This is a genomic window from Kitasatospora sp. NPDC059812, from assembly GCF_042732075.1.
Classification (GTDB): Bacteria; Actinomycetota; Actinomycetes; order Streptomycetales; family Streptomycetaceae; genus Kitasatospora.
In genome coordinates, this window is record NZ_JBHWIO010000013.1 from 31,268 (window position 1) to 57,770 (window position 26,503).

Below are 26,503 nucleotides of genomic sequence, written 5' to 3' on the forward strand. Positions count from 1 at the left end.
GCCCCCGTGCGGGGGCCCTTGACAAGTCGTCAGTTCTGTGATCGCTGTTCTGGTCAGTGCTGCTGGTCCGCCTGGTGCCGTGCCACGAAGGCCGCTGCCTGGGTGCGTCGCTCCATGCCCATCTTGGCGAGCAGACTGGAGACGTAGTTCTTCACCGTCTTCTCGGCCAGGTGCAACTCGTTGCCGATCTGACGGTTGGTCATCCCCTCGCCGATCAGATCGAGGATCCGGCGCTCCTGCTTGGTGAGTTGCGCCAGCCGCTCGTCCTCCTTCTCGCCGCCGTCGCGCAGCCGGGCCAGCACCCGGCTGGTGGCGACCTGGTCGAGCAGCGACTTGCCGGCCGCGACGTCCCGGACGGCGGTGATCAGATCGGTGCCGCGGATCGCCTTCAGGACGTAGCCGGACGCGCCCGCCATGATCGAGTCGAACAGCGCCTCGTCGTCCGAGAACGAGGTCAGCATCAGGCACTTGATCTCCGGCATCCGGGACCGGATCTCCCGGCAGACCTCGACCCCGTTGCCGTCCGGCAGCCGGACGTCGAGCACCGCGACATCGGGGTGGACCGCCGGGATCCGGGTGAGCGCCTCGGCGGCGGTGCCGGCCTCGCCGACCACCTCGATGTCGTCCTCGACCGAGAGCAGATCGTGCACGCCCCGCCGGACAACCTCGTGATCGTCGAGCAGGAACACCCTGATTTGTCCGTTATCAGTCACGTCCAAAGCCTCCCATATCACCGTACGGAAGACCTATCGTCCCTGGTGCCGCAGCCAGGTGGTCCGGCCGGGGCGGTCCAAAACCGATACCGAGAACCCCCTTACGTACGGGCCCGCGCCCGGATAACGTGCGCTGGTGTCCTGAAGGCGCCCGAATTGAGAGCTGCGTCACGCGGTCCGTCACCCCCACCCTTCCGACGGCGCGCTGCCCGCGGCACCCTCGGGGTTGTAAGCCCTGAACAAGTAGGACGTCCTAGCGCAAGCGCGCCAAGGGCGGACGCTGGGTAACGTTCTCGTGAGGGACGCCGTCGGAACAGGATCACCACCTGCCCCGCAGTAGGAGCGCACACCCACGCGCGCCCCGCGAGGCGGTGACCGGACCGGTCACCGGCGACCCCGGGCGGCCGGACAGACCGAGGAGTGAACGTGACCGTCAAAAGCACGGCGAGGGCCCGCAAGAAGGCGGCCCCCGGCGTCCCTGACACCCTCCGCGCCACGGGGAAGGACGCCCAGCCGGAGCTCGTACAGCTGCTCACCCCGGAAGGCGAGCGGGTCGAGCACCCGGACTACCCGCTCACCACCACCCCGGAGGAGCTGCGCGCCCTCTACCGCGACCTGGTGCTGGTCCGCCGGTTCGACGGCGAGGCCACCGCACTCCAGCGGCAGGGCGAGCTGGGCCTGTGGGCCTCGCTGCTCGGCCAGGAGGCCGCCCAGGTCGGCTCCGGCCGCGCCATGCGCACCGGCGACTACGCCTTCCCCACCTACCGCGAGCACGGTGTCGCCTGGTGCCGCGACGTCGACCCGCTCAACCTGCTCGGCATGTTCCGCGGCGTGAACCACGGCGGCTGGGACCCGAACGAGAAGAACTTCCACCTGTACACCATCGTGATCGGCGCGCAGGCCCTGCACGCCACCGGCTACGCGATGGGCATCAGCAAGGACGGCGCCGACGACGCGGTCATCGCCTACTTCGGCGACGGCGCCTCCAGCCAGGGCGACGTCAACGAGGCCTTCACCTTCGCCTCGGTCTACAACGCGCCCGTCGTGTTCTTCTGCCAGAACAACCAGTGGGCGATCTCCGAGCCCACCACCACCCAGACCAAGATCCCGCTGTACCGCCGCGCCTCCGGCTTCGGCTTCCCCGGCGTCCGGGTCGACGGCAACGACGTGCTGGCCTGCCTGGCCGTCACCCGCTGGGCGCTCGACCACGCCCGCAGCGGCAACGGCCCGGTGCTGATCGAGGCGTTCACCTACCGGATGGGCGCGCACACCACCTCCGACGACCCCACCCGCTACCGGCCCACCGAGGAGACCGAGGCCTGGAAGGCCAAGGACCCGATCGCCCGGCTCCGCGCCCTCCTGGAGAAGGAGGGCCTGGCCGACGAGGAGTTCTTCACCGCGATCGACGCCGAGAGCGAGCGGCTGGGGCTGCGGGTGCGCGAGGGCGTGCGCGGCATGCCCGACCCGGACCCGACCCTGATCTTCGACCACGTGTACAGCGAGCCGCACGCGCTGGTCGATGAGGAACGGGCCGAGTACGTCCAGTACGCGGCCTCCTTCGAGGCGGGGGAGAACCACTGATGGCCGGTCAGCTCAGCATTGCCAAGGCGCTCAACGGCGCGCTGCGCAAGTCGCTGGAGAGCGACCCGAAGACCGTCCTGATGGGCGAGGACATCGGCAAGCTCGGCGGCGTCTTCCGGATCACCGACGGCCTGCAGAAGGACTTCGGCGAGGGACGGGTGATCGACACCCCGCTCGCCGAGTCCGGCATCGTCGGCACCGCGATCGGCCTGGCGCTGCGCGGCTACCGCCCGGTGGTGGAGATCCAGTTCGACGGCTTCGTCTACCCGGCCTTCGACCAGATCGTCTCCCAGCTGGCCAAGATGCACGCCCGCGCGCTCGGGAACATCAAGCTCCCGGTCACCATCCGCATCCCCTTCGCGGGCGGCATCGGTGCGGTCGAGCACCACAGCGAGTCGCACGAGGCGTACTTCGCGCACACCGCGGGCCTGCGCGTGGTCAGCCCGTCCAACGCGCACGACGCGCACTGGATGCTGCGGCAGGCCATCGCCTCGGACGACCCGGTGGTCTTCCTGGAGCCCAAGCGCCGGTACTGGGACAAGGGCGAGGTCGGCGACGCCGCCGACCTCGGACTGCACGACGCCCGGATCGTGCGCTCCGGCACCGACGCCACGCTGCTCGCCTACGGCCCGATGGTCAAGGTCTGCCTGGAGGCCGCCGCGGCCGCCGAGGAGGACGGCCGCCGCCTGGAGGTCGTCGACCTGCGCTCGCTCTCCCCGGTGGACTTCACCACCCTGGAGGAGTCGGTCAAGCGCACCGGTCGGGCCGTCGTGGTGCACGAGGCGCCGGTCTTCCTGGGCATGGGCGCCGAACTGGCCGCCCGGCTCACCGAACGGTGCTTCTACCACCTGGAGGCGCCCGTTCTGCGGGTCGGCGGCTACCACGCGCCGTATCCGCCGTCCCGCGTCGAGGAGGCCTTCCTCCCCGACCTGGACCGCGTGCTCGACGCCGTCGACCGCGCACTCGCGTACTGATCCGGGGGAGCGAAGATGACCACCGAAGTTCGCTCGCTCCGCGAGTTCAAGATGCCCGATGTGGGCGAGGGCCTGACCGAGGCCGAAATCCTCAGCTGGTACGTCAAGCCCGGTGACACCGTCACCGACGGGCAGGTCGTGTGCGAGGTGGAGACCGCCAAGGCGGCGGTGGAGCTGCCGATCCCGTTCAACGGGGTCGTCGAGCAGCTCTTCTTCCCCGCGGGCGCGACGGTCGACGTCGGCACCGTGATCATCTCGGTCGCGGTCGCCGGGGAGGCCGGGGCCGCGGCTCCTGCCGCTCCTGCTGCTGCTGTTGCGTCCGTCGCCGCCGCCGCGCCGGCCGAACCGGCCGAACCCGAGCGGCGCGAGGTGCTGGTGGGCTACGGCCCGCGCACCGGCACCGCCCAGCGCCGGGCCCGGCGCACGACCACGACGACCGTCACCGCGACGCCGGCTCCGGCCGCACCCGTCGTGCCGGCTGCGTCCGTCGTGCCGGCCGCTCCGGCACCGGCCGCACCGGTCGCGACCGCCTCGTCCGTCCTGGCCGAACAGCCCGCCGGGGAGCGGCCGTTGGCCAAGCCGCCGGTGCGCAAGCTGGCCAAGGACCTCGGCATCGACCTGCGCGCGGTCGTCCCGACCGGCCGGGACGGTGTGATCACCCGCGAGGACGTGCACGCCCACGCGTCGGCCCTGGCCACCGCGCAGGCCGCCCCGGCGGCGGCGCCGGTCGAGGCCGGGCCGGTCGGTGCTGCGGTGCCGGTGCCGGTCACCGTGACGGGCGACGTCCGGGTGCCGATCAAGGGCGTCCGCAAGGCGACCGCGCAGGCGATGGTGGCCTCGGCCTTCACCGCCCCGCACGTCACCGAGTTCGTCCAGGTCGACGTGACCCGCACGATGAAGTTCGTCCGCCGGCTCAAGGAGAGCGGCGAGTTGGGCCGGGACGTCCGGATCAGCCCGCTGCTGCTGGTCGCCAAGGCGCTGCTCACCGCGGTCAAGCGGCACCCCGAGATCAACGCGCAGTGGGACGAGGTGGCCCAGGAGATCGTCATCAAGGGCCAGGTGAACCTCGGCATCGCCGCGGCCACCCCGCGCGGCCTGATCGTCCCCAACATCAAGGACGCCGGCGGCAAGACCCTCACGGGCCTCGCCGTCTCGCTGGGCGAGCTGATCGACACCGCCCGCCAGGGCAAGACCTCGCCGGGCGACATGCAGGGCGGGACCATCACCATCACCAACGTCGGCGTCTTCGGCGTCGACACCGGCACCCCGATCCTCAACCCCGGCGAGGCCGCGATCCTCGCCGTCGGCACGATCCGGGACATGCCGTGGGTGCACAAGGGCAAGGTCGTCCCGCGTCAGGTGACCACGCTGGCGCTCTCCTTCGACCACCGCCTGGTGGACGGGGAGCTGGGCTCCAAGGTGCTGGCCGACGTGGCCGCGCTGCTGGAGCGCCCGAAGCGCCTGATCACCTGGGGCTGACGGTCCGGGACGTCGCGAACGGGAAGCCACGAAGGGGCCTTCCCCCACACCGCCGTGTGGGGGAAGGCCCCTCCGCTTCTGCCCGCCCGTCGGCCGGCGCTGGGAGCGAGGCCGGCGGACGGCGATCAGGACCAGCCGATGACGGACACGCACATGACGTGACTTCATCCCTACAGACGTGCATCCTCGCCGGGGGTTGCAGGTGGTTTCAAAGACTTTTCCGGGGCCCCGGCGCGGCGTTCGGGATACTTCCGGAATGACTGAAGAGCTGACGGTCCGACCGGAGACGGTGCCGGACAGGGGCGGGGAGCGCCGGTCACTGCGACGGGACGTGTCGGGGCCGGCGCTGCTGGCGGGGCTGGTCTGCATCGCGGTGTCGTTCTCGGGGCCGCTGGTGGTGGTGCTTGCGGCGGCGGCCGCCGGACGGCTGGACGCGGCGCACACGGCGTCCTGGATCTGGGCGATGGCCATCGGCAGCGGGCTGAGCGGCTTCGCGCTGAGCTGGTGGACCAGGACCCCGGTGATCACCGCCTGGTCCACCCCGGGCGCCGCGCTGCTGGTGACCAGCCTGGGCGCGTACCCGTACCGGGAGGCGGTGGGGGCGTTCCTGGTGAGCGCGGTGGTGGTGACGCTCTTCGGGGTGACCGGCTGGTTCGGCCGGCTGATCGCGGCGGTGCCGACCGGGATCGTCAACGCGATGCTGGCGGGCATCCTGTTCTCCTTCGGCGCCGGGATCTTCGGCGCCGTGCACGGCGCGCCGGTGCTGGTGGTCGGCAGCCTCGCGGCCTTCCTGCTGGCCAAGCGGCTGGCCCCGCGGTACGCCGTCCCGGTGGCGCTGCTGGTGGGCGGGGTGCTGGCGGCGCTGACCGTCGGACTCCCGCTGCACCTGGGCGCGGGCGGGCCGACCCGGCCGGTGTTCACCGTGCCGGGGTTCTCCTGGGCGGCCACGGTGGGGCTGGCGCTGCCGCTCACGATCGTGGTGCTGGCCTCGCAGAACGCACCGGGCCTGGGGGTGATGCGGGCCTTCGGCTACCGGCCGGACGACCGGCTGCTGATCGGGTCGACCGGTGTGGTGTCGCTGCTGCTGGCACCGTTCGGCTCGCCGGGGGTGAACCTGGCGGCGATCACGGCGGCGATCTGCTCCGGCCCGGAGAGCCACCCCGACCCGCGCCGCCGCTACGTCGCGGGGATGTCCTCGGGCGTGCTGTACGTGCTGGTGGGCAGCTTCGGCGGGGTGCTGGTGAGCCTGTTCACCGGCCTGCCGAAGGAACTGATCGCGGTGATCGCCGGGGTCGCCCTGCTGGCCTCGCTGCAGGGCAGCCTGGCGGCGGCGGTGGCGGACGAGCGGGGGCGGGACGCGGCGGTGGTGACCTTCCTGGCCAGCGCCTCGGGGATGAGCCTGTTCGGGATCGGCTCGGCCTTCTGGGGCCTGCTGTTCGGGCTCGGCACCCACCTGGTGCTGAACCTCCGCAGGCGCTGACGAGGGGCCTGTCATCGGCCATATTCCAGTCATTGGGATGACTGGTGAGGTGAGGGTCATTCGGCCAGGTCGGTGACATTTTCGGCGCGCGGTAGGGGTGACACACCCGTCCGGGTACGTCTTCGCTCCACCACCCGGGCTACGCCGGGTGACCGGAACCCCGAGGACGCACCCGTATGCCACCTGGCAACCCTGGCCGTCTCGTTCGGAGTCTGGCCGCGCTCGTGCTGGTGTCCACCGCCGTACTCCCCGCCGCCCTGGAACTGGTCGGCCCCTCGCCGTTCGGCGTGATCGGGCCGGGCGCCCCCGCCGACCGGGCGGTCCCGCCGCACAGCGCACAGCGCGCCGACCGCCGGACCGTCACGGCCGCCCCCACCGTCGACATACGCCGCACCGGGGACCCGGCCAACCGGATCACCCTGGTCCTGCTCGGCGACGGCTACACGGCCACCGAACAGGACCTGTTCCGACAGCAGGTCGACCGGGCCTGGCACGCGCTGATGGCCATCGAGCCGTTCCGCACCTACCAGGGGTTCTTCAACATACGGCGGGTCGAAGTGGTCTCCCCGGTCTCCGGGATAGCCGAGACCGAGAGCCGCGGCCGCAACCCCGCCACCCCGCTCGGCATGCACTTCTGGTGCGACGGAACCGCCCGGCTGCTCTGCGCCGACGAATCCGCCACCGCCCGGTACGCGGGCGACAGCTCCGGGCCGCAGTACCTGATAGCCCTGGCCAACTCCACCGAGTACGGCGGCGCCGGCGGCACCGGGGTGACCACCCTGGCCGGCGGCAGCCCGGACGCCGGGCGGATCATCCAGCACGAGATCGGACACACCGTGGGGGACCTCGGCGACGAGTACGACAGCGCCCCGGACGACGCCGAGTACCCGAACCTCGCCACCCTCGACGCCGACGACATGCGCAAGAAGCAGACCAAGTGGTGGCGCTGGCTGGGCGCGCAGTCCCCGGACGGCGCCGGGACGGTCGGCGCCTACCGCAGCGCCAACGGCCTCTACCGGCCCACCCCCGACTCGGTGATGCGCACCCTGGGCAGCGCCTACAACCTGCCGTCGCGCGAAGCGATCATGGAGGAGCTGTACCGCAGGATCCGGCCCACCGACGCCCCGTCGCCGCCGCCCGGCGAGGTGAGCGGGCACCCCCGGCTGAACGTCCGGCCGGTGCCGCTGACCGGCCCGCGACAGCTGAAGGTCGAGTGGAAGGTGGACGGCGTCGCGGTGACGCCGCAGGCCGCCGACGGCACCTGGCTCGACACCGACCAGCTGAACCTGGCCCCGGGCCGGACGGCCACCGTCACGGCGACCGTCCGGGACACCACCGACTGGGTGCGGGACGAGGCCTTCCGGGACCGCTACATGACCCGGTCGGTGTCCTGGACGGTGACCGGCTGATGCCCGGTCCGCGGAATCCGTGGAATCCGCGGTCCGTAGACGATCGACCGCACCCCGCACTGGGCGTCCCATCATGGGATGACTAGTCTGGTCGCACTATGACCGTGGAGCCCGCCCGCTCAGCCGCACCCCTGTCCGTCCCCGCTCCCCGAACCGCCGACTCGCCGCCGTCGGCCGCCCCCGCGCCGTCCCCGCCCGGCGGGCGCGCGGCCTGGCTCGCCTGGTCCATCGGCGTCAGCGTCTACATCCTCGCGGTGATCCACCGCACCAGCCTCGGCGTGGCCGGACTGGACGCCGCCGACCGCTTCGGCATCGGCGCCTCCGCGCTCTCCACCTTCTCGATCCTCCAGGTGCTGGTCTACGCGGCCATGCAGATACCGGTCGGCCTGCTCGTCGACCGGATCGGGCCGCGCCGGGTGCTGCTGATCGGCGTCGTCCTGCTGAGCTTCGGCCAACTGGCCTTCGCGTTCAGCTCCTCCTTCGCCCCCGCGCTGGCCTCCCGGGCGGTGCTCGGCTGCGGCGACGCGATGACCTTCATCAGCGTGCTGCGGCTCGCCGCCCGATGGTTCCCCGCCGCCCGGAACCCGTTCGTGGCCCAGCTCACCGGCCTCGCCGGAATGGGCGGCAACCTGATCACCACCGTGGTGCTCGCACAGGCCCTGCACCGCGAGGGCTGGACACCCACCTTCACCGCGATCGCCCTGCTCGGCGTCGCGGTCTTCGCGCTGGTCGCGCTCTTCCTCAAGGAGGCCCCGGCCGCCGCCGTACGGCCGGTCGAACACCCGCCCGCGCCGCGGCCGAACGTCGGCCGACAGGTCCGAGCGTGCTGGCGCGAACCGGGCACCCGGCTCGGGCTCTGGGTGCACTTCACCACCCAGTTCCCCGGCAACGCCTTCGGCCTGCTCTGGGGCCTGCCCTACCTGGTGGAGGCGCAGGGCCTCTCCCGGGCCGCGGCCGGCGGAATGCTGACCCTGCTGGTGCTCAGCAACATGGCCTTCGGCTTCCTGTTCGGCCGGGTGCTCTCCGTCTCGGCGCGAGCCCGGATGCCGATCGTCCTCACCGTCATCACGGCCACCGCCCTCGGCTGGGCGCTCGTCCTGGGCTGGCCCGGCGGACACCCGCCGATCTGGCTGCTGTCCGCCATCATCGTGGTGATGGGCAGCAACGGCCCGGCCTCACTGGTCGGCCTCGACTACGCCCGCGCCCGCAACCCGGTGGAGCGCCTCGGCACCGCCTCCGGGATCGTCAACATGGGCGGCTTCATCGGCACGATGATCACCCTCTTCGGCATCGGCGTCCTCCTGGACGGCCTCTCCCCGGCCGGCACCGACTCCTACTCGGCCGACGCCTTCCGCTGGGCGTTCTGCTGGCAGTACGTCCCGCTGGCGGTCGGCACGGCGATGATCCTGCGCCTGCGCCGCAAGGTCGCGGCGGGGGCGTAGGGTCTCTGAACTGCGGAAACGCGATTAGTCTCAGAATTTCTGAGGGTATACGGCACCGGCGGATCAGCGCCCGTACTCCCGCAACATCTCGGCCATCTGCGGCGGTGTCCCGTAGATCCGGGCGCCGTGCAGCTCCGCGTGCATGAGCCCGTCATCCGGTGGGGACTTCTGCTGCGCCGCGTTCCGCATGCGGATCAGGTCCACCAGCTTCAGTTTGGGGCAGCCGGGGACGATCCGGCTGGCCCGGATTCCGACCCGTTCCTCGCCTGGGCAGGCGAAGTAGGCGCCGAATGGCGGCCCGCTGTCTTCCTCCCGGTTCGGCAGGTGGAGGACCATCTCGCCGTGGCGGCAGTGGACCGTCCCGTCCGAGTGGACGGTCAGGCCGGGCCAGTTCTCGTGGTCGATCTTGGCGACGATCCGTACGTTCTGCCCGATCGCCTCGGTCAGGGTCTCCGCCATCCGTCGCTGCTGGATGGGGATGTCGGTGTCCCCGCGGCGGACGGAGGGGATCAGCTCGTCGGTAACCCAGGTTCGGAAGGGTCGAGCAGAGCGCTTCTCCGACCTCATAAGGAGGCTGTACAGTCCTGCCTCGCTCACCACGCCGAGCAACGGATTTCCCTGCCGGTAGGGTTTCTGACCTGTGGAAACGCCGTAACCATCACCTTGGGCGATGGTTACCGACCGTAGGTCGACAGTGCTGTGCTGGTGGGGCTCCAGCCCTTTGACTGCATCGGTCGGATTGCGTCGGCCCAGGACTCGGCACACGTCCGCCACGGCAAACCACGGTTGTCCGTCGATCATCACGACTCTGATCGGTTGCCCCGTGACCGGGAAGCTCGATCGAACCAGAGTCATCTGCTGCTGTTCGTCGTCCATGGGGACGCCCCTCCTTCTTCCGGGTGATGGCGGGAGTGTCCGGAACAACGAGGTCGAACGGGTGAGGTGTTGGTGCTGGATTGACGGATGGATGCACGAGTGGTGCCGACCCGGCGTGCACTCGTGCGTGTACGCCGGGTGGCGTGCGCTGTGGGGCGGTCGGGGTCAGATGGTGACCGCGAAGGCGGGCAGGACGCGGTCGGCGAGCTCCTGCGTCTGCGTTGGAAGGTTGTGGCGGCGGGGGCGTAGGGTTTCTGACCTGCGAAAACCTCGTAACCCTAGCTTTCAGCGAGGGTCTCGAGCGTCATGCCCCCGGTATACGGCATCGGTGGTTCAGCGCCGGTACTCACGCAGCAGTTCGGCGAGCTGTGGCGGCGTCCCGTAGATGCGGCCAATGTGGCCGTCGTTCACTTCTGCGTACATGAGCCCGCGATCGGGCTCGGGTTCACGGTCCGACCTGGGTAGTGCTTCGCGCCGCATGCGGATCAGGTCCACCAGCTTCAGTTTGGGGCAGCCGGGGACGATCCGGCTGGCCCGGATTCCGACCCGTTCCTCGCCTGGGCAGGCGAAGTAGGCGCCGAACGGTGGTCCGCTGTCCTCTTCGCGGTTCGGCAGGTGGAGGACCATCTCGCCGTGCTGGCAGTGGACCGTCCCGTCCGAGTGGACGGTCAGGCCGGGCCAGTCCTCGTGGTTGATCTCGGCGACGATCCGTACGTTCTGCCCGATCGCCTCGGTCAGGGTCTCCGCCATCCGTCGCTGCTGGATGGGGATGTCGGTGTCCCCGCGACGGACGGAGGGAAGGAGGTCGCGGGTGACCCAGTCCCTGAACGGCTTGGATGACCGATTGTTGGACCTCATCAGCAGGCTGTACAAGCCGGCCTCGTTGACGAGGTTCAGGAAGGGATTTCCGCCGTTGTACAGCTTCCCACCTGCGGAAACGCCGTATGCCTGACTTTTAGTCAGGCATACGGATCGCATATCGACAGTGCGAGTGTCCTTGGGATCCACGGTCTTGCTCGCGCGGCTTGCGCTGCCTCGATCGAGAATCGTGCACACGTCCGCTGTGACGAACCACGGTTGTCCGTCGATCATCACGACTCTGATCGGTTGGCCTGTGACCGGGAAGCTGGACCGGACCAGAGTCATCTGCTGCTGTTCGTCGTCCATGGGGACGTTTCTCCTTCTTCCGGGTGATGGTGGGAGTGCCCGGAACAACGAGGTCGAACGGGTGAGGTGTTGGTGCTGGATTGACGGATGGATGCGCGAGTGGTGCCGACCCGGCGCGCACTCGTGCGTGTACGCCGGGTGGCGTGCGCTGTGGGGTGGCTGGGGTCAGATGGTGACCGCGAAGGCGGACAGGACGCGGTCGGCGAGTTCCTTGTCGCCGTCGATGGTGACCGGGCCGGGGCGGCCGCGGCCGCAGGCGAGCCGGAGGTAGGTCTCCCAGCCCATGGTGAGCTGGACGTCGGGGGCCAGGCTGATCGACTCGTCGACGGTGCCGCGGCCGGTCGAGTCGACCCGGATGGTGCGCAGGAACTCCACGCGGCCGGTGACGTCCAGGACCATGGCCGTTCCGGCCGGGGCGCCGGCCTGGTGGGCGACGGCCTTGGGCAGCAGCCCCAGCAGGACGTCCCGGGCGATCAGGGCGGCCGGGGAGTCGAGGTTGCCGGGGGTGCCCAGGGCGCGGCGCAGGTCCTGCTCGTGCACCCAGACGTCGAAGGCCCGCAGGCGCAGCAGCTCGTGGTACGGCACGTCGCGGCTGTTCGGGCCGCCCGGCCAGCGCACCGGCTCCAGGGGCATCTGCTTGGCGTTCCGCAGCGCCCGGGAGCGGCGGATGATCGTGTACTCCAGCTCGCTGGTCATCTCCAGCGCGGTGTGGCAGCGGCGCTTGTCGACCGGCAGTTCGATGTAGCGGGCGAAGTCGGTGGTGACGTGGCGAAGGTCACGTGGCAGGGAGTGGATCGGGCGGGGGTCGCCGAGGAGTTCGGACTCGACCGCGATGATGTGCGAGACGACGTCCCGGACCGACCAGCCGGGGCATTCGGTGGCCCGGTTCCAGGAGCCCTCGGGGAGGGGGGCGACCAGCTCCGATATGGACTCGATGCTCTGGGCCCACGCCTCCGTGTAAGCCTGCACGGTCTGGTTGTCCGTCACGGGAATCTCCGGCCCTCCGTCAGCTTCCTTGCCCTCTGCGCCCGGCCTCCCCGGTCGGCCGGGATGGTCCGGCTTCCGGGCGCACAAGCTAACCGCACGTTACGCTGCCGGGAGACAGCTGGGCAGCGCTTTCGGGTGACGATCGTAGGTCTCTTGCCGTGGACGGTGGTACTGTGCGCGCTTCATTGATCCAACTCGGGGTCTCCGACGCCGAGCCGCCCGCCGAACGGCGGGCCCGGGCCGCCGCGCTGGTCCGGGCGCAGCAGGGTGCGGACCTGGTGGTCCTGCCGGAGCTGTGGCCGCTCGGCGGCTTCGCCTACGACCTGTGGTCGGACGGCGCCGAGACGCTGGACGGGCCCACGTCGGACGCGATGGCGGCGGCCGCGCGGGCGGCCGGGGTCTGGCTGCACGCCGGTTCGATCGTCGAGCGCGATCCGGACGGGCCGATCTACAACACCTCGCTGCTGTTCGCCCCGGACGGCGAGCTGGTGCACACCTACCGCAAGATCCACCGTTTCGGTTTCGACAGCGGCGAGGCGGTGGTGATGGGCGCCGGGCAGGAGATCGTCACCGCGGCCACCGACTTCGCCACCCTGGGCCTGGCCACCTGCTACGACCTGCGCTTCCCGGAGCTGTTCCGGGCGCTGCTGGACGCCGGCGCGCAGCTGCTGGTGGTTCCGGCGGCCTGGCCGGCCCGGCGGCGCGAGCACTGGACGCTGCTGGCGCGGGCGCGCGCGGTGGAGGAGCAGGCGTTCGTGCTGGCCTGCAACACCGCCGGGACGCACGCCGGGGTCGAGCAGGCCGGGCACAGCATCGTGGTGGACCCGTGGGGCCGGGTGCTGGCCGAGGCCGGTACGGAGGAGCAGGTGCTGACCGTCGAGTTCGATCCGGCCGAGGTGGGCAGGGCCCGCGAGGAGTTCCCGGTGCTGCGGGACCGCCTGCTGGGGATCCCGGCGCCGGTCCAGCGCTGACCCGGGCCCCGCCCCGCTCGGCCCCGCCCCGCCCGGCACGGCCCTGGCGGGGGGAGTCCGGGGGTGTCGGAGGCCTCCGGGGGGTTGGTTTGTACCTTCTCGGGGCGGGTTTGAGAAGATGAGCACTCGTCGTGTTCCCCGCCGCTCGTTGGCCGGTCCGCCGAGGGGCGGCCTGATCAGCCCGCCCCAGGAGGTTGCGCGCATGCCCGGCAACGGCGCAGGCGACACCCGTCCCGTCATCCAGCGCAACAGCCTGCGCGAGCAGATCGCCGGTGCGCTGCGCGAGGAGATGATGGCCGGCCGGCTGGCGGCCGGCCGCAACTTCACCGTCAAGGAGATCGCCGAGCTGTACGGAGTCTCGGCGACCCCGGCCCGCGAGGCGCTGGTCGACCTCGGTGCGCAGGGCCTGCTGCGGGCCGAGCACCACCGCGGGTTCACCGTGCCCGAGCTGGGCTGGGACGACTTCCTGGAGATCTTCGAGTCCCGGGTGCTGGTCACCGACAGCTACTACCGCCAGTTCTCCGCCCGCCGGGCGCTGCCGGACCTCGCCAGGCTGCCCTCGCTGCGCCGCCGGGCCGACGCGGCGGTCCGGGCCGCCCGGGCCGGGAACCTGGACGTGATGGTGGGCTGCGACCGCCGGTTCTGGCAGGAGGTCGCCGCGCTGATCGGCAACCGCCGGATCGGCGACTACCTGGACTGGCTGCGGGTGCAGTCGTGGATGTTCGCCGCGCCCTACTTGCGGGAGCTGCCCGTCCTGGCCGAGATCTGCTGGGACCGCCACCTCGACCTGGTCGACGCCATCGGCGCGCGGGACCTGGTCGGCGCGCACCGGATCATCTGCGAGTACAACCTGTACACCGCCCGGCTGCTGGCCGGGCTGGCCGGGCGGCCGCTGGAGTCGGTGACGGTGCTGGGGCTGCTCACCGAACCCCTGGACGACGAACCCCTGGACGACGAGCCGCTGGACGGCGAGCCTCTGGACAGCGAACTCCTGAATAGCGAACCCCTGGACGGCGAGCCCGATGGCGGCGGGCCCGGCGGCGGGTTCCTGGGCGGCGAGCCCGTGCCGCCGGCCCCGTCCGCCGAAGTCCCGTCGGTGGCGGCCGAACCGGTTCCCGGCCAGGCGTTCGACCAGGTCGGGAGGGGCCGACGCCGGCCGGGCGAGGAGGTCGGCCGGGAGGTCGGCCGGGAGCTCGGCCGCGAACTCGGGCTGGGCCTCGGCCTGGTGCCGCAGCCGCGCTCGGTGCCGTACGGCCGGTTCGGCCGGCGGCTGCCCGAACCGCCCCCGGACGCACCGCAGGGACGGCCCGACCCGCGCCCCGCCCCGGGCCGGTAGGGTGGGCGGTCGTCGAACCGGGCGTCCCGCACAACGGCCGTCCGGGTACCGACCCCGCCCCCGTCGTCGTCCCGTCCTGCGGGCGACCCCGCCGCCCGGAGAGGAACTGCCGGCCATGGCCTGCGACCTCTGGCTCGTCCCGCTCGTGGACGTGCTGAGCCACAGCCCCGACAATCCCTTCAGGGACGATCTCGCCCTCTACAACTCGGTGTTGGCCTCCCGCGGGCTGCCCGAGGTGCCGGTCTACCAGTACGTGCCGGGGCTGAGCGGGGCGGTCGAGCCGATAGCCGCCTTCGACTACGACTCGCTGCACTTCCTGCGCCGCGCCTACCTGCTGGGCCTCACCGGGCTGGACATCACGCCGGTGGACTCGCTTGGCGGCGACTACGAGCAGCTGCTGGAGATGTTCGAGAGCAGCGCCGAACAGTCGCACCTGGTCTGGCACTTCGACCACGCGGGTGCCTACGTGCCGATAGAGTTCCCGGCGCCGCTGGTGGACGACGCACTGCTCGCCTCCGGTGGTCCGCTCGGCTCCAGCCACGGGCTGCTGCGCGAACTGCAGGCCGTCGCCCCGGCGCTGGGCCTCGACCCGCTCAACCCGCCGGGCCCGACCCGGCCGCTCGGCCCGACCGGCCTGGAGCAGCCGTTCGGGCCGCCGCTGGACGACCTGCACCCCTTCGCTCGCGAGCGGCACGCGTGGGCGGGCCTGTACGCGGCGGCGACTCGCAGCCTCGCCCAGGGCTCGATGGTGGTCTTCGCCTGAGGCGCCCGGCCGCCTTCCGCCCGAGGCGCCGCCCGCTGCATCCTCCCGCCCGCCACGGCAGGCGGCCCTCCCGCCCGCTACCGCAGCGGCCCCTCCGGCGGCCGCTGGCGCGGCATGGTGGGCCGGGTGCCCGGCGGCGGCAGCACCCGCACCTGGGCGCCCACCCCGTTCTCGCTGCGCCCGCCCCAGGTGCCCGGGGCCTGGGTGGGCAGCTGGGTCATGGACGCGCGGAACTCCAGCATCCACTCCGAGGTCTCGGTGCGGACCATGTCCGAGACGTCCTCGCAGAACCGGCGCAGCACGCCGAGGCAGCGCTCGGCGGCTTCGCCCGCGGTGCCCTCGGTCGGGCCGAGCACCTCGCGCACGCACTCCGACGCCCAGTCGAACTGGAAGGCCTCCAGCCGGCGTTGCAGCGCCTGCGCGGTGCTGACGTCACGCATCCAGCCGGAGGTGAGGCCGAACACCCGGTCGGTGCCGTAGCAGGCGGCGGCGAGGGCCAGGCCGACGTAGCCCCAGCTGGTGCCGTGCGAGACCGCGCCGGTCAGGTCGACCAGCGGCGCGGTCACCCCGCCCACCGCGAAGCCGGCCGTGCCGAACCGCAGCAGGCGCGCCCAGCGGCGCTTCCAGATCCGGTCCTTGCGGTACCACTCGATCGCCTCGACCGCCCGCTCCTCGGACCAGCGGTACAGCTCCTCCAGGCGCTCGGCCGGCTCGCCCCAGTCCCCGAGGGGGAACTGTCGAGTGCTCAGATCGGTCCGTCGGCGGGTGGACGCCTGGCGGGCGATGGTCGCGGCGGGCGGGTCCTCCTCGCCGATCTCCTTGCCCCAGGCACTCTCCTCGGGCTGCATTTCCGGCTGGCTCACCTGTGGGGCTCCCTGTGGCGGGCGGACTGCTGGGTCTGGCGGTCTGGCGGTCCATCGGCTGACGCGGCGTCTGCCGTTGGTTGTCCAACAGCACTTCTTACCGCCAAATGGCTGACCATGGGGTCGCTTCCCCGGTGATCGTTACCGGATTCGGCCACCGGAGCCCGAGGTGGAAGGGATGCGGGGGGCGGCGAGATTTCACCCGTCCGAGGGAGGGTCCGGTGACCCGCCGTCCTGACTCGGGCACCCGGTGCGCACCGAGCCGGTCCGAGTTGGAGGTTTCTCCGACATCCTCGGCGTACGGACCTCCCCGACTGGAGGATCGGACGGGACCGGAGAGCGGCCGGAACTGGCCACCGACTACCCTTGCCAAGCGTGAAGGTCCTCGTCATCGGCGGCGGCGCCCGCGAACATGCCCTGTGCCGCTCTCTGTCCCAAGATCCCGCTGTCTCCGAGCTGCACTGTGCCCCGGGCAACGCCGGGATCGCGCAGGTGGCGACGGTCCACCCGGTCGACCAGCTGAACGGCGCGCAGGTCGCCGACCTGGCCGTGCGGCTCGGCGCCGCCCTGGTCGTCGTCGGCCCGGAGGCCCCGCTGGTCGCGGGCGTCTCCGACGCCGTGCGCGCGGTCGGCATCCCGGTGTTCGGCCCGTCCGCCGAAGCCGCCCAACTGGAAGGCTCCAAGGCCTTCGCGAAGGACGTGATGGCCGGGGCCGGCGTGCCCACCGCCCGCTCCTACGTCTGCACCACCCCGGCCGAGGCCGCCGAGGCGCTGGACGCCTTCGGCGCGCCGTACGTGGTCAAGGACGACGGCCTGGCCGCCGGCAAGGGCGTGGTGGTCACCTCCGACCGCGCGGCCGCGCTGGAGCACGCCGCCTCCTGCGAGCGCGTGGTCATCGAGGAGTACCTGGACGGCCCCGAGGTGTCGCTGTTCGCGATCACCGACGGCACCACCGTCGTCCCGCTCCAGCCCGCGCAGGACTTCAAGCGCGCGCTGGACGGCGACGAGGGCCCCAACACCGGCGGCATGGGGGCCTACTCGCCGCTGCCGTGGGCGCCCGCCGGGCTGGTCGAGGAGGTCCAGCAGAGCGTCCTGCAGCCGACCGTCGACGAGCTGCGCCGCCGGGGCACCGAGTTCTCCGGCCTGCTGTACGCGGGCCTCGCGCTCACCTCGCGCGGCACCCGGGTGATCGAGTTCAACGCCCGCTTCGGCGACCCGGAGACCCAGGTCGTGCTGGCCCGGCTGCGCACCCCGCTGGCCGCCGTGCTGCTGGCCGCCGCCACCGGCACCCTGGACCAGCTGGAGCCGCTGCGCTGGGACGAGGGCGCGGCCGTCACCGTGGTCGTCGCCTCCGAGGGCTACCCGGCCGCGCCGCGCACCGGTGACCCGATCGAGGGCCTGGCCGAGGCCGAGGCCGACGGCACCGCGTTCGTCCTGCACGCCGGTACCAGGGCCGACGAGGACGGCCGGGTGCTGAGCGCCGGCGGCCGCGTCCTGTCGGTCACCGCGACCGGCGCCGACCTGGTGGAGGCGCGCGACCGCGCGTACGCCGCCGTGGACCGGATCACCCTCAAGGGCGGCCAGCACCGCACCGACATCGCCCTGAAGGCAGCCACCGAGTAGGCCCTGCCCCGCCTCCGCCCGCAGGGCGCCGCGCACCGTGGGATTTCCCCCCATGGACGCAGCGCCCTGCGGCGTTTCCGGGGCGGGAGTGACTCCGGGGGCCGGCGCACCGTTCGGCGGTCGGATTCCAGCCCATCGGGTGACAGCACCCGCATCCGGCTGACGTAGCCGGGCGCCCGGCCTTATGGTGCGCTGGATCGCAGTGCGACGTGGCCGTGCGCCGGGGTCGCCGCCGGGTAGCGGTGTTCCCACGGGGGGATGCTGGACGGCGTCCGGCCGGGCGGGTGCCCGGGTGCTTCGCACCGGACCGGTCGTGACCGTCCGGAATCCGGGCGGTGTCACCGGGACGAGTGGAAACCGGGGCGATCCGGAACACCCACCCGGGCCGGTGCGTCGAACATGGCAGAAGCGCCACACAGCATGCACTACCGGGGATCGGACGCCTCCGCTTCCCGGTCGGAACTGATCGTTTCGAGTCGGCTCAGGGCCCGTCGCCGGGCGCCCGAGGGCTCCGAAGGGGGTGCCGCACCGTATGGCCGCAGTCGACACCGCGCGCGCTCACGCCCAGGCGGTCCTGCGGGTCCGAGGTCTCGCCCTGGCCGCCGCCGTCATGCCCGCCGCCGTCGCGGTGGTCCTGCTCGCGGGTCGGTTCACCGGGCGGATCGGCGCACCCGGCTCCTCCGACGCCGCCGGGTGGGACGCCGCCCGCTGGGCGGTCTGCGCAGTGGCCGCGCTGACCCTCCTGGTGGCCGGGCTGACCGCCCGCGCCTACCACCGGGCCGTCCCGCCCCGGACCCCGGCCGTCCCGCTGAAACGCGTCGAGGCGCCCGAGCTGTACCGGCTGATCGACGAACTCGCCGACCGGCTGGACGTGCCCGCGCCCTCCGCGGTGGCCCTCACCCCGGACTGCGACAGCTGGCTGGAGGACGTGCCGCAGGCTCGGCGGGCCCGCCCGCTGCGGCCGCACCCCGAGCCGCCCGGTCCGGTCCTGGTGATCGGCTCGCCCTTCCTGTGGTGGATGCGGGCCGGCGAACTGCGCGCCCTGCTCGCCCCCGTGGTGGCCGGCACCGCCGCCTCCGCCGACCCGGAGATCGCCGCCGCCCGTCGCTTCCTGCGCAGCCTGGACGCCAGCCTGGACTCCGGCCAGGGTGCCGCCCCCGGCCTCGGCGGCGGCACCCTGGCGGGCCCGCCCCGGCCGGAGCGCCGCGGTCCGGCCGCGCTCGCCGAGCGGATCACCCGCGGGATCACCCGCCGGCTGCTCGGTGCCTGCCGCGGCCACGCCGCCGAGCTGGAGCGCTCCGTCGCGAGCTGGGCCTCCGAGCAGGCCAGGACGGTCGACTACGGCCTGCGGATCGCCGCCCAGGAGCAGGTCGGCCTGGCCTACGCGGGCTGGGACCGGCTGCTCACCCGGGTCGCGCTGCCCGCCTGGCGGCTCGGCCGCCACCCCGCCCATCTCAACGCCGGCGTCGTCTCCGCCCTCACCGAGCTGTCCCGGCGCGACCGCCTGGCCGACGGCTACGGCACCCGGCTCGGCGACCGCCCCGCCTGCGACCTGCTGGAGGAGCCCGGCACCGTCGACCGGGCGGTCTCCCGGCTCGCCGCCGAGCTGTTCTTCGGCAGCCCGGCCGCCGGGGCCTGGCACGAGCTGGAGTGGACCGACTACCCGGCCGACGTGGTGGACGCCGGCTGGCGGGCCCGTGCTGCCGCCCTCCAGACCGCCCTGGACCGGCTCGCCCCGCAGGCCCGCCCCGGCTCCCCGACGCTCACCCGGCTGCTGGTCCGGCTCGCCGAGGGCGAGGGGGAGCAGCTGGCCGCCGCGCTGGCCGCCCAGCTGGCCCGCACGACCGCCCCGGCCCCGCTGCTCGAAACCGCCCGCAGCGGCCGTGACCTGCTGGTCGACCACGTCACCGCGATGGTCTGCTGCGCCGCCGTGGACACCGCGGGCGGCGCGCCCGGCCTGGACTGGCTGGACGGTCCGGTGCTGCTGCTGGGCGGGATCCGCCGTACCGACCTGGCCGGGCCGGTCGCCCAGGCCGTCGAGCAGGGCCAGGACGGCCCGCTGCGGGCCTGGCTGGACGCCGCCGACGTCCGTCTGGAGAAACCCGTCCGGTTGTGAGCCGGACAGGCGGCGCTCGGCGCTCCGGCGCGCGCCCCCAAACCGACCGGCGGGCGGCCGTCTTCGCAGGCCGGAGGCCCGGCCGGGGGAGGGCGTGAGATTCCCGGCACCAATTGCGACCACAGGGTGACGGAGCGCCAGCACTCTGTGGTGTATTAGACCGCACGCACATCCGGGGGGCACGTGCCAACCGGGCGGAAGTGCACCTGGGAGGGGCGCGTGGGCACGGAACTCAACCGCCGCTGGGAGTCCGGAACGCACGCTTACAGCGTCTCCGACCCCTTCGGCCAGGGCCCGCTGCCCTGGCTGCGCAGCCCGGACCAGTACCTGGCCGGCGCCGAGGGCGCCGTCCCCTGGTACGTCTCGGTGAACGCGCCCGGCCAGCGGCCGCTGGCGGTCGGCGCCCGGCCCAAGCCGCCGGTCGGCACCCCGCAGAGCGCCAACGACGTGGACCAGCAGATCAAGGGCTTCGCCTCGGCCGGGGTGATCCGCCCCGGTGGTTCGGTGGACTTCCGGGTCACCGTCAACCCGCCCCGCGAGTTCACCGTGGACGTCTGGCGGATCGGCCACTACGGCGGCGACGGCGCCCGCCACATGACGTCCAGCCCGCTGATCGCCGGGCTGGCCCAGCCCGCCCCGCTGGTGGTCGAGCGGACGGTCTCCTGCCACCACTGGTGGCACTCCTGGCGGTTGCAGATCCCGGTGCACTGGAAGCCCGGCGCGTACGTCGCCGTGCTGACCACCGCGGACATGCTGCACCGCAGCCACATCCCGTTCACCGTCCGGGACTTCGAGGACCGGGAGCACGCCGCCGAGCTGCTCCTGGTGGTCCCGGACGTGACCTGGCAGGCCTACAACCTGTTCCCCGAGGACGGCCGCAGCGGCGCCAGCCTCTACCACGCCTGGGACGGCCTGGGCGGCCTGGTCGGCGAGCCGGAGGCGGCCGTCACGGTCTCCTTCGACCGCCCGCACGCCACCGCCGGGCTGCCGCTGCACGTCGGCCACGCCTACGACTTCATCCGCTGGGCCGAGCGCTACGGCTACGACCTCTCCTACGCCACCGCCACCGACCTGCACGCGGGCCTGGTCGACCCGGGGCGGCACCGGGCGCTGATCTTCCCGGGCCACGACGAGTACTGGTCCGAGCCGATGCGCCGGGCCGTCGAGCAGGCCAGGGACGACGGCACCTCGCTGGTGTTCCTGTCCGCCAACACCATGTACTGGCGGGTCGAGCTGACCGCCGCCGCCTCCGGCGAACCCAACCGGCTGCTCAACTGCCGCAAGCGGCAGAAGGTCCAGCCGGGCAGCCCGGCCGTCGGGGTGCCCGGTTCGGCCAGCGCGCTGTGGCGGGACGCCGGCGAGCCCGAGCAGCAGGTGCTCGGCCTGCAGTACTCGGGCCGGGTCGCCGCGCCCGTCCCGCTGATCGCCCGGCACACCGCGCACTGGCTCTGGGACGGTACGGGCCTGCAGGAGGGCGACGAACTGCCCGGCCTGGTCGCCGGCGAGGCCGACCGCTACTACCCCAAGGTGGCGCTGCCCGAGCACACCGAGCGGGTGCTGCTCGCGCACTCGCCGTACCAGGACCTCGGCGGCCGCACCCGCTACCAGGAGACCTCGCTGTACCGGGCGCCCAGCGGCGCGTACGTGTTCGCGGCCGGCACCTTCGCCTGGTCGCCCGCGCTGGGCCGCCCCGGCCTCACCGACGAGCGGATCCAGCGGGCCACCGCGAACCTGCTCGACCGCCTCGGCAAGAACGAGCCCGCCCCCGGCAAGAACGGTGCCGCCCTCGGCCGGAGCGGGGCCGCCCTCGGCCAGAAACGGGGCCTCGGGGGTTCGTGAAAGACTGCGGGGGCAGTGACCTCCCCTTTCGCGCGCCCCACGCCCGCGAACGACCCCTGAGGACTGAGACACCTTGAGCGGATTTGTCACCAAGCCCGAGCCGGTCCAGGTGCCCGGCCTGGTCCACCTGCACACCGGCAAGGTGCGCGACCTCTACCGGACCGAGTCGGGCGAGCTGGTCATGGTCGCCAGCGACCGGATGTCCGCCCACGACTGGGTGCTGCCGAACGAGATCCCCGACAAGGGTCGCGTCCTCACCCAGCTGTCCCTGTGGTGGTTCGAGCGGATCGCCGACATCGTCCCCAACCACGTGATCTCCACCGAGGTCCCGTCCGGCGCCCCCGCCGACTGGAAGGGCCGCACGCTGATCTGCCGCAGCCTGGACATGGTCCCGGTCGAGGCGGTCGCCCGCGGCTACCTGGCCGGCTCCGGCCTGGCCGAGTACCAGGAGAACCGCACGGTCTGCGGCATCGCCCTGCCGGAGGGCCTGGAGAACAGCTCCGAGCTGCCCGCCCCGATCTACACCCCGGCGCTCAAGGCCGAGGTCGGCGAGCACGACGAGAACGTCTCCTACGAGGAGACCGCCCGCCGGATCGGCGCCGACCTGGCCGCCCAGCTGCGCCGCACCACCCTGGACGTCTACGGCCGGGCCCGGGACATCGCCCGCGACCGCGGCATCATCCTGGCCGACACCAAGTTCGAGTTCGGCCTGCTGGACGGCGAGCTGCTGATCGGCGACGAGGTGCTCACCCCGGACTCCTCCCGGTACTGGCCGGCCGACGAGTGGCAGCCCGGCCGCTCGCAGCCGTCCTTCGACAAGCAGCTGATCCGCGACTGGCTGGTCTCCCCGGCCTCCGGCTGGGACCGCTACAGCGAGCAGCCGCCGCCGGAGCTGCCGGCCGAGCTGGTCGAGCAGACCCGCGCCAAGTACATCGAGGTGTACGAGCGGCTGACCGGCACCGCCTGGGCCTGACGCCCGGCCGCCCGCGAGCCGGTGCCCGGTCCTGGACCGATCTGGATCGGCCTAGATCCAGCCGTGCTCGCGGGCGATCCGCACCGCCGCGTGCCGGTTCTCGGCGCCCAGCTTCCCGGCCGCCGAGGACAGGTAGTTGCGGACGGTGCCGGGGGACAGCGCCGCCCGTTCGGCGATCTCGGTGATCGAGGTGCCGTCGGCGGCCAGTTCCAGGACGTCCGTCTCGCGCGGGGTGAGCGGGGTCTCGCCCGCGCTGATCGCGTCCGCGGCCAGCTCCGGGTCCACGTACCGGCCGCCGGCCCGGACGGTCCGGATGATGCCGGCCAGGTCGGCCGCCGAGACGGTCTTCGGCAGGAAGCCGCGCACCCCGACCTCCAGCGCCCGCTTGAGGTAGCCGGGGCGGCCGTGGCCGGTGACGATCATGCAGCGGCAGTCCGGCAGCAGCCGGCGCAGTTCGGTGGCCACCTCGATGCCGTCCTTGCCGGGCATCTGGAGGTCCAGCACCGCGACGTCCGGGCGGTGGGCCTGTGCCATCGCCAGCGCCTCCGGCCCGGAGCCGGCCTCGGCGACCACGGTGATGTCCTCCTCCAGGGAGAGCAGCGCGGCCAGCGCGCCCCGGATCAGGTGCTCGTCGTCGGCGAGCAGGACGCGCACGGGTGCGGGGTCGGTCATCGGGCGGTCCTCCGTCGGTGGGTGCGGGTCAGAGCGGTACGGCGGCGAGCATCCGGAAGGTGCCCTGGGCGGTCTCGGGGATGGTCAGTTCGCCGTCGTGGGCGGCCAGCCGTTCGCGCAGGCCGCGCAGTCCGGTGCCGCCGCCCAGCGAGGGGAGCGGGACGGCGGGCACCCCGTCATTCTCCAGCTCCAGGACGGCGCGGCCGTCCTGGAGGTCCAGCCGGATCAGGCAGTGGGCGGCCTCGCTGTGCCGCAGCACGTTGGTGGTGGCCTCGCGGATCACCCAGCCGAGCACCGACTGGATCGGCGGCGGCAGTTGGTCGGCGTTCTCGCCGAGGTCGATCTCGCAGGCGACGTCGGCGCTGCGGAGCACCGCGCGGGCGCCGATCGCCTCGGCGTGCAGGTCGGCGGTGCGGTAGCCGCGGATGACGTCCCGGACCTCGCGCTGCGACTCCTGGGCGATCCGCTGCACCTCGGCCATCTGGTCGGCGGCCTCCGGGCGCCCGCGGCGGGCGAACTGGACGGCGAGTTCGCTCTTGAGCGCGATGGTGGTGAGGTTGCGGCCCATCACGTCGTGCAGGTCGCGGGAGAACCGCAGCCGCTCCTCGGCGACGGCCAGCCGGGACTGGGCCTCGCGGGCGGTCTCCAGTTCCCAGATGATCGCGGTCACCCAGGCGAAGCTGCGGCAGGTGCCGACGAGGGCGGTCAGGCTGATCGCCGCCCCGACCGCCAGTCCGGCCGTGGTGGCGGGGCTCACCCCGGTCAGCAGCATCGCCGGGGCGGTCAGCAGGATCAGGCCGAGTCCGGCGGGGAAGACCTGGCGCAGGGGCAGGCCCACGCTGATCGGACCGATGGCGGCGCACAGCATGGCGATGGCGATCGCCGCGGTGAACGGCGTTCCTCCGGGCTGCCCGGATTCGGCGGCGGACGGGCCCAGCAGCAGGACGGCCCAGGAACCGGCGACCGAGAGCGCGCTGTTGACGATCAGCCAGCGCAGGTGCTCGGCGGGGCGGTGCAGGTAGTGGTCGAGCGAGGTGCGGAACGCCCGGAGGCAGAGCAGGGTGGACGCGAGCGAGACGACCAGGGTGACCCGGACGGCGCCGACCGACCGGTCGAGGTTCGCGACGGAGGAGGCGCTGAGCACCAGGTTCACCGGAACGATGCACCAGGCCACCATGTAGAGCGACCAGCGGAAGTACAGCTCGGCGCGTTGGGGCTTGCCGAAGCCCTTCCATCTGCGAACCGGCCCCTGGATGGCCATCGAATCGCTCCCCGTATCGATCAAGATCGTGTCGCTACCTTCATATCAGAGGCGGAACGGGGGTCTGACCTTCGCACTTCCAGAGAGGGTGCCCGCCGGGGCGTCAGCGGCGCGACTCCCAGCGGAAGTAGCGCACCGCGCCCCAGACCGCCAGGCCGAGCCAGACGGCGCCGGTCACCAGGTGCGGGGCGGCGGTGGACCAGGTGCCGGCGAAGCCGGTGGCGGCGGCCGAGCCGTCGCTGCCGGTCCAGCCGATCCGGATCAGCTGGAAGGCCGGGGTGGTGGGCAGCAGGCGGCAGAAGTCGGCCAGCCCGGGGGGCATGATCTCCAGCGGGATGAGCAGGCCGGAGCCGAACTGGGAGACCAGCAGCACCGGGAGGGTGGTGATGCCGGCGGTCTCGACGGTCTTGGTGAAGGCGCTGGAGATGGCGGCCAGTGCGATGAAGACGGCGATGCTCAGGACCAGCCCGACGGCCAGCAGCAGCGGGTTCACCGGCGTGCTGAGCTTGAGGAGGGCGGCTGCGCCGACGCCGACCACGGCGCACATCATCAGGGCGAGGCTCACCGAGGGCACCGCCGTGCCGGCCAGGATCTCGATGTCCCGGGCCTCGCCGGTGCGCAGCCGCTTGAGCACCAGCTCGTTGCGGCGGGCGACGTACGCGGCGGTCAGGTTGTAGTAGACGACGAAGGCGAGGATGCCGCCGATGGTGCCGGTGATCAGCAGCGTGTCGACGTCCAGTCCGGGGTGGGACTCGGCCTGCTGCTTGAGCATGTTGCGCCGGCCGGCGATCAGCAGCAGCGGCAGCAGCAGCGCGGTGAACAGGGCGGCCCGGTTGCGCAGCAGCAGGGTGGCCTCGGCGCGGCCGAGGGAGAGCAGTCGGCGGGCGGTGGTGCTCTGCGGGCCGGCGGCGGTCTTGGCGGCGGTGGCGGTGGTCATCGGGCGGATCCGATCAGGCGGCGGCGGGCGGTGCGGGCGGTGGGGGCGGCGGGCGACTGGGGCGGGGCCTGGTGGGCGGCCTCGGAGGCGATGGCGAGGAAGGCCTCCTCCAGCGAGGCGCTGCGGGCGTCCAGGGAGCCGAGCGCGATCCCGTGCTGCTGGGCCCAGCCGAGCAGTTCGAAGAGGGTGCGCTGGAGGCCGCCGGTCTGCACAGTGACCTTGCGGCCGTCGACGGCGATCTCGGCCCCGGCGAGGACCGGCAGCGCGGTCCCGGTGAACTCGGGGAGGTCGAAGCTGATCCGGGAGGGCCGGCCGGCGATCACCTCGGCGACGGTGCCGGTGGTGACGACCCGGCCGCCGTGCATGATGGCCAGCCGGTCGGCGAGCTCCTCGGCCTCCTCCAGGTAGTGCGTGGTGAGCAGCACGGTGGTGCCCTGGGCGCGCAGTTCGCGGACCAGCCGCCAGACGGCGGCGCGCGCCTCGGGGTCGAGGCCGGTACTGGGCTCGTCCAGGAAGAGCACCTCGGGGCGGCCGAGCAGGGCCATCGCGAGGTCGAGCCGGCGCCGCTCGCCGCCGGACAGCTGCTTGACGCGGACGTCACGGCGGTGACCGAGGCCGACCAGCTCCAGGGCCTCGTCGACCGGGCGGGCGCCGCTGGTCATGCCGGCCCAGCTGCGGCCGGTCTCGGCGATGGTGAGGTCGCCGGGGAAGCCGCCCTCCTGGAGCATGATGCCGATCCGCGGGCGGACGGCGGCGCGCTCCCGGTGGGGGTCGTGGCCGAGCACCCGGACGGTGCCGCCGGACGGGGCGGCCAGGCCCTCGATGAGCTCCATGGCGGAGGTCTTGCCCGCCCCGTTGGTGCCGAGCAGGGCGAACAGCTCACCGCGGCCGACGGTCAGGTCGATGCCTCGGACGGCGTGGTAGCCGGTGGTGCCGGTGCCGTAGTGGCGGTGCAGGTCGGTGACCTCGATCACGCTGTCGCCGGGGCGCAGGGGCTGGCTCGTTTCCATGGCTCAAGCCTTCCGCCTCCCCGGTCGGGCG

Annotated in this window: 22 protein-coding genes; 13 read left to right on the top strand and 9 right to left on the bottom strand. The window is 72.8% G+C overall.

All coding sequences use genetic code 11. The annotated features are described in order from the left end of the window. Positions 1-53: 53 nt before the first annotated feature. Entirely contained in the window at positions 54-713 is a 660-nt protein-coding gene (locus ACFV6D_RS09615; protein ID WP_063348500.1) for a response regulator transcription factor, read from the bottom strand. Between the two features lie 426 nt (positions 714-1,139). On the opposite strand from ACFV6D_RS09615, the gene pdhA reads away from it, so the two are divergent. From pdhA to ACFV6D_RS09645, 6 genes are all read left to right on the top strand, one after another. Further along, positions 1,140-2,294 carry a pyruvate dehydrogenase (acetyl-transferring) E1 component subunit alpha gene (gene pdhA, locus ACFV6D_RS09620; protein ID WP_063348501.1) on the top strand — a complete coding sequence of 385 codons (1,155 nt, stop codon included), beginning with the start codon at positions 1,140-1,142 and terminating at the stop codon, positions 2,292-2,294. Beyond that, the gene (locus ACFV6D_RS09625; RefSeq protein ID WP_063348502.1) at positions 2,294-3,268 is read left to right on the top strand and encodes an alpha-ketoacid dehydrogenase subunit beta; all 975 of its coding nucleotides are present in this window, start codon (positions 2,294-2,296) and stop codon (positions 3,266-3,268) included. Before pdhA ends, ACFV6D_RS09625 begins: the two co-directional genes overlap by 1 nt. A 15-nt stretch (positions 3,269-3,283) precedes the next feature. Continuing rightward, positions 3,284-4,747 carry a dihydrolipoamide acetyltransferase family protein gene (locus ACFV6D_RS09630; RefSeq protein WP_380559040.1) on the top strand — a complete coding sequence of 488 codons (1,464 nt, stop codon included), beginning with the start codon at positions 3,284-3,286 and terminating at the stop codon, positions 4,745-4,747. 256 nt (positions 4,748-5,003) lie between these two features. Beyond that, positions 5,004-6,227, top strand: coding sequence for a benzoate/H(+) symporter BenE family transporter (locus ACFV6D_RS09635; RefSeq protein ID WP_380423325.1), 1,224 nt, complete (start codon positions 5,004-5,006; stop codon positions 6,225-6,227). A 230-nt stretch (positions 6,228-6,457) separates the two neighbouring features. Next, positions 6,458-7,636 (top strand): M64 family metallopeptidase, encoded by a 1,179-nt coding sequence (locus tag ACFV6D_RS09640; protein WP_380423326.1) that lies wholly within the window; start codon positions 6,458-6,460, stop codon positions 7,634-7,636. Positions 7,637-7,734: 98 nt separating this feature from the next. Further along, positions 7,735-9,078, top strand: coding sequence for a nitrate/nitrite transporter (locus tag ACFV6D_RS09645; RefSeq protein ID WP_380559042.1), 1,344 nt, complete (start codon positions 7,735-7,737; stop codon positions 9,076-9,078). Between the two features lie 63 nt (positions 9,079-9,141). On the opposite strand, the gene ACFV6D_RS09650 is transcribed toward ACFV6D_RS09645, so the two are convergent. From ACFV6D_RS09650 to ACFV6D_RS09660, 3 genes are all read right to left on the bottom strand, one after another. Further along, a complete protein-coding gene (locus tag ACFV6D_RS09650) occupies positions 9,142-9,954 on the bottom strand; it encodes a Bro-N domain-containing protein (RefSeq protein WP_380489450.1) in 813 nt (270 codons plus the stop codon). A 333-nt stretch (positions 9,955-10,287) separates the two neighbouring features. Beyond that, the gene (locus tag ACFV6D_RS09655; protein WP_380489448.1) at positions 10,288-11,121 is read right to left on the bottom strand and encodes a Bro-N domain-containing protein; all 834 of its coding nucleotides are present in this window, start codon (positions 11,119-11,121) and stop codon (positions 10,288-10,290) included. A 165-nt stretch (positions 11,122-11,286) separates the two neighbouring features. Beyond that, complete coding sequence (locus ACFV6D_RS09660) at positions 11,287-12,108, bottom strand: maleylpyruvate isomerase family mycothiol-dependent enzyme (protein WP_380489446.1); 822 nt, start codon at positions 12,106-12,108, stop codon at positions 11,287-11,289. Positions 12,109-12,281: 173 nt separating this feature from the next. Here ACFV6D_RS09660 and ACFV6D_RS09665 point away from each other — a divergent pair, with 173 nt between their 5' ends. From ACFV6D_RS09665 to ACFV6D_RS09675, 3 genes are all read left to right on the top strand, one after another. Continuing rightward, on the top strand, positions 12,282-13,079 hold the full coding sequence (locus ACFV6D_RS09665; protein WP_380369791.1) for a carbon-nitrogen family hydrolase: 798 nt from the start codon (positions 12,282-12,284) through the stop codon (positions 13,077-13,079). Between the two features lie 202 nt (positions 13,080-13,281). Next, positions 13,282-14,415 carry a GntR family transcriptional regulator gene (locus tag ACFV6D_RS09670; protein ID WP_380559044.1) on the top strand — a complete coding sequence of 378 codons (1,134 nt, stop codon included), beginning with the start codon at positions 13,282-13,284 and terminating at the stop codon, positions 14,413-14,415. A gap of 115 nt (positions 14,416-14,530) precedes the next feature. Further along, positions 14,531-15,178 (top strand): hypothetical protein, encoded by a 648-nt coding sequence (locus ACFV6D_RS09675; protein WP_063348510.1) that lies wholly within the window; start codon positions 14,531-14,533, stop codon positions 15,176-15,178. 77 nt (positions 15,179-15,255) lie between these two features. Here the strand turns inward: ACFV6D_RS09675 and ACFV6D_RS09680 are convergent, their stop codons facing one another. After that, positions 15,256-16,041, bottom strand: a complete 786-nt coding sequence (locus ACFV6D_RS09680) for an SLATT domain-containing protein (protein ID WP_079135741.1) — start codon at positions 16,039-16,041, stop codon at positions 15,256-15,258. A 375-nt stretch (positions 16,042-16,416) separates the two neighbouring features. On the opposite strand from ACFV6D_RS09680, the gene purD reads away from it, so the two are divergent. The 4 genes from purD (at position 16,417) to ACFV6D_RS09700 (ending at position 22,592) form a co-directional block, all read left to right on the top strand. After that, positions 16,417-17,664, top strand: a complete 1,248-nt coding sequence (purD, locus tag ACFV6D_RS09685; protein ID WP_063348512.1) for a phosphoribosylamine--glycine ligase — start codon at positions 16,417-16,419, stop codon at positions 17,662-17,664. 532 nt (positions 17,665-18,196) lie between these two features. Beyond that, positions 18,197-19,780 (top strand): hypothetical protein, encoded by a 1,584-nt coding sequence (locus ACFV6D_RS09690; RefSeq protein WP_380559046.1) that lies wholly within the window; start codon positions 18,197-18,199, stop codon positions 19,778-19,780. Positions 19,781-19,999: 219 nt separating this feature from the next. Beyond that, positions 20,000-21,619, top strand: a complete 1,620-nt coding sequence (locus ACFV6D_RS09695; protein ID WP_244293413.1) for a N,N-dimethylformamidase beta subunit family domain-containing protein — start codon at positions 20,000-20,002, stop codon at positions 21,617-21,619. Positions 21,620-21,692: 73 nt separating this feature from the next. Then, on the top strand, positions 21,693-22,592 hold the full coding sequence (locus ACFV6D_RS09700) for a phosphoribosylaminoimidazolesuccinocarboxamide synthase (RefSeq protein WP_063348514.1): 900 nt from the start codon (positions 21,693-21,695) through the stop codon (positions 22,590-22,592). 51 nt (positions 22,593-22,643) lie between these two features. On the opposite strand, the gene ACFV6D_RS09705 is transcribed toward ACFV6D_RS09700, so the two are convergent. The 4 genes from ACFV6D_RS09705 to ACFV6D_RS09720 all read right to left on the bottom strand — a co-directional run bounded on the left by ACFV6D_RS09705 (position 22,644) and on the right by ACFV6D_RS09720 (position 26,472). Then, a complete protein-coding gene (locus ACFV6D_RS09705; protein ID WP_350876631.1) occupies positions 22,644-23,264 on the bottom strand; it encodes a response regulator transcription factor in 621 nt (206 codons plus the stop codon). Positions 23,265-23,292: 28 nt separating this feature from the next. After that, positions 23,293-24,525, bottom strand: a complete 1,233-nt coding sequence (locus ACFV6D_RS09710) for a sensor histidine kinase (protein WP_380559048.1) — start codon at positions 24,523-24,525, stop codon at positions 23,293-23,295. A gap of 103 nt (positions 24,526-24,628) precedes the next feature. Beyond that, complete coding sequence (locus ACFV6D_RS09715; protein WP_063348517.1) at positions 24,629-25,462, bottom strand: ABC transporter permease; 834 nt, start codon at positions 25,460-25,462, stop codon at positions 24,629-24,631. After that, entirely contained in the window at positions 25,459-26,472 is a 1,014-nt protein-coding gene (locus ACFV6D_RS09720) for an ABC transporter ATP-binding protein (RefSeq protein WP_380339112.1), read from the bottom strand. The genes ACFV6D_RS09715 and ACFV6D_RS09720 overlap by 4 nt, the downstream gene beginning before the upstream one ends. Positions 26,473-26,503: the final 31 nt, after the last annotated feature.

What these genes read in the sequence shown, in the direction of transcription:
- ACFV6D_RS09715 (WP_063348517.1), bottom strand. Translation starts at nt 25,462, where the DNA reads ATGACCACCGCCACCGCCGCCAAGACCGCCGCCGGCCCGCAGAGCACC.
- ACFV6D_RS09675 (WP_063348510.1), top strand. Translation starts at nt 14,531, where the DNA reads ATGGCCTGCGACCTCTGGCTCGTCCCGCTCGTGGACGTGCTGAGCCAC.
- ACFV6D_RS09630 (WP_380559040.1), top strand. Translation starts at nt 3,284, where the DNA reads ATGACCACCGAAGTTCGCTCGCTCCGCGAGTTCAAGATGCCCGATGTG.
- ACFV6D_RS09705 (WP_350876631.1), bottom strand. Translation starts at nt 23,264, where the DNA reads ATGACCGACCCCGCACCCGTGCGCGTCCTGCTCGCCGACGACGAGCAC.
- ACFV6D_RS09645 (WP_380559042.1), top strand. Translation starts at nt 7,735, where the DNA reads ATGACCGTGGAGCCCGCCCGCTCAGCCGCACCCCTGTCCGTCCCCGCT.
- ACFV6D_RS09690 (WP_380559046.1), top strand. Translation starts at nt 18,197, where the DNA reads ATGGCCGCAGTCGACACCGCGCGCGCTCACGCCCAGGCGGTCCTGCGG.
- ACFV6D_RS09625 (WP_063348502.1), top strand. Translation starts at nt 2,294, where the DNA reads ATGGCCGGTCAGCTCAGCATTGCCAAGGCGCTCAACGGCGCGCTGCGC.
- ACFV6D_RS09650 (WP_380489450.1), bottom strand. Translation starts at nt 9,954, where the DNA reads ATGGACGACGAACAGCAGCAGATGACTCTGGTTCGATCGAGCTTCCCG.
- ACFV6D_RS09635 (WP_380423325.1), top strand. Translation starts at nt 5,004, where the DNA reads ATGACTGAAGAGCTGACGGTCCGACCGGAGACGGTGCCGGACAGGGGC.
- ACFV6D_RS09710 (WP_380559048.1), bottom strand. Translation starts at nt 24,525, where the DNA reads ATGGCCATCCAGGGGCCGGTTCGCAGATGGAAGGGCTTCGGCAAGCCC.
- ACFV6D_RS09655 (WP_380489448.1), bottom strand. Translation starts at nt 11,121, where the DNA reads ATGGACGACGAACAGCAGCAGATGACTCTGGTCCGGTCCAGCTTCCCG.
- ACFV6D_RS09720 (WP_380339112.1), bottom strand. Translation starts at nt 26,472, where the DNA reads ATGGAAACGAGCCAGCCCCTGCGCCCCGGCGACAGCGTGATCGAGGTC.
- ACFV6D_RS09670 (WP_380559044.1), top strand. Translation starts at nt 13,282, where the DNA reads ATGCCCGGCAACGGCGCAGGCGACACCCGTCCCGTCATCCAGCGCAAC.